We start from the raw sequence: 2068 nt of genomic DNA on the forward strand, positions 1-2068 counted from the left end.
GCTTATCAAGCCCCCATGCCACAAGTGAACGGGCAGGACGTGACGTGGGCGCTGGTTTCTTTCTTACGTTAGGAGGCAAGCCATGGCCGCCCCCGCCGCCGCAGCCGCCCTCGTCTGGGGCTACCGCGCTTACCGCGTCTACGCCGCGCACGAAGCGGCGCAAACCGCCATCGAAGCCGCCGAAACCTTGGCGCAGATCAATGACCGCAAGAAGGAAGTCCAAGCCATTCTTAAGGACGTGATCCAGAACATGAAGGAAGAAATCGACGTCAAAAGCTCCACGTTCGTGCGCACCGGCGGCAACACCACCGTGTCGCGCGGACGTAGCGAAAACGTGACGTACCGGCAGTACATCGAACGCAAGATTCCCTTTCGGCCAGTGATCAGCACGGTATGCCAATGGGCGCTGAAGTCCCCGTTGACGGTGCCCCGACGCATACGGAAGAAGATACCGGGCGATGCTATTGAAACCACGATAGATATCGCGCTGAAACAAACCACCGCGTCGTTAGTGTTTGAGGTGGTTGATGATTTGTTGGCGTGGCAAAGCCCGTTGAAGGCAGAGCCGAATTACGACGGCACGTCTTACAAGGCGATGCTGGGAGAGCCTTCCACACGTCCGAAGCGCATCAGCCAGTACTTCCCATTCTGGCCGCGCCCTAGAGGAAGCTTGGCGCCGGATCTGGTCATCGTGGAATACCGCCAGCAACCGTTTGACGTGGACAACGTGTTCGCGGCAGTTGAAATCAAGTTTCCTAACGATTGGGCCAAGCCCGCACAGATGAAAAGCTACGTCAGGCTGATGGATGGCGATACCCACAAGGTGGCGCTACTTCGCGTACCAGAGGACTGCACCGGGTATCGCCCAGACCGGGGCAGCACGCGCGGGAAGCACGGACATTCACCGAGGAGCGGAAAATGAGTACCACCCATCCTTTGATCAGCGACGAAGATCTGGCGGGCATGATCGAAGACCTGAAACACTGGCCCAATACCGCCATCGACAATGGGTCGTTCGAGCTGTCGATCAGTCCGTTTCTCACCTTTTATTTCCATTACGACCCCGCACAATATTTGCGCACGACGCTCGACATGGTGGACGTATACGAAACGTTCGAAAGACTGGTCGGCCGGCCTTTCACGATAGCCACCCACCCGAGTTCGGAAAGACCACATCGGTACGGCTCGGTTCGTTTGGGCGACCTGCGCGACTGGGCCAGAAAGACGCCGGTGGATAAGGCCTTCACGGTGAACTTTACCGACCAGGCGAACCACCAGAGCTCACCCACGCATTCGGCGTACCTGTGGAGGGAACCCACCATTGGTGACCAGTTGCAGTATTACTCGTCGATTCAGTTCTACTTCCGGTGGCGCTGGTGGCTGGACAACAAGGACGCCTGGCGAAAGTTCGTGCTCGACAGCATCGCTCGCTTGATGCCGGCGCAGGTCTATAGCGGCTTCGCTATGGCCAACCCTTTGGAATTTGGAATGCGTTCCGAAGTTGCGGTGTGGGACCGGGCCCTGGCGCCTAACTTTTTCGGATTGGACACCGATTATCCATTTGCCATGGATATCCCCGCGCAGTTGGGCTCCGGCATACGGCCGCCCACCTGGGGCTTCTTTCTGTCCGACATTTGGCGCGAGAAGCTGGACATCTCGCGCGACGAGGTTGTTGCCCAGCTTTCCGATTCCCGCATCCGAATCGACACCCTCAGCTGCGGCCAATGGATAGAACTTGGCCCGCAACCGGAACTCTATCCCGTCGAAGACGGTGTGCCCGAGCTCCCCGTGTTGGCCAACCGTTTACTTCGCCGTATCCGCCATCCTTTGCTGGACCTGGTGGGCTCCGGCGAATGGGATGGCGACCCCAACGAGCGCTTCGATCGCCGCGACACGCAGCGTTGGCTGGCCCGGTTTGACGACGACAGTGATTGGCCGACCCCTGAAATTCGAGGCCGCACCCCGGGCCCGGCGCCTGCCGAACCCACCCCCACCCATGTTGTCGTCGGCGAAGACATCCCGTCGGACGGCTGGTGGTACACGCTGGCAAAGACAGGCTCGCGCCAGT

General features: G+C 59.4%; 2 protein-coding genes. Both read left to right on the forward strand.

What is annotated here, in order from left to right:
- Positions 1–82: 82 nt before the first annotated feature.
- The gene (locus AC6LJY_RS27915) at positions 83–922 is read left to right on the forward strand and encodes a VRR-NUC domain-containing protein (protein WP_498137234.1); all 840 of its coding nucleotides are present in this window, start codon (positions 83–85) and stop codon (positions 920–922) included.
- A partial coding sequence (locus AC6LJY_RS27920; protein ID WP_498137235.1) for a type VI immunity family protein occupies positions 919–2068 on the forward strand: 1150 nt, incomplete at its 3' end. The genes AC6LJY_RS27915 and AC6LJY_RS27920, both read left to right, overlap by 4 nt.

The sequence above is a fragment of the Achromobacter sp. RT286_PF genome (assembly GCF_059760425.1).

Excerpts from the sequence above, each read along its gene's own strand:
- AC6LJY_RS27915 (WP_498137234.1), top strand. The coding sequence starts at position 83 with ATGGCCGCCCCCGCCGCCGCAGCCGCCCTCGTCTGGGGCTACCGCGCT.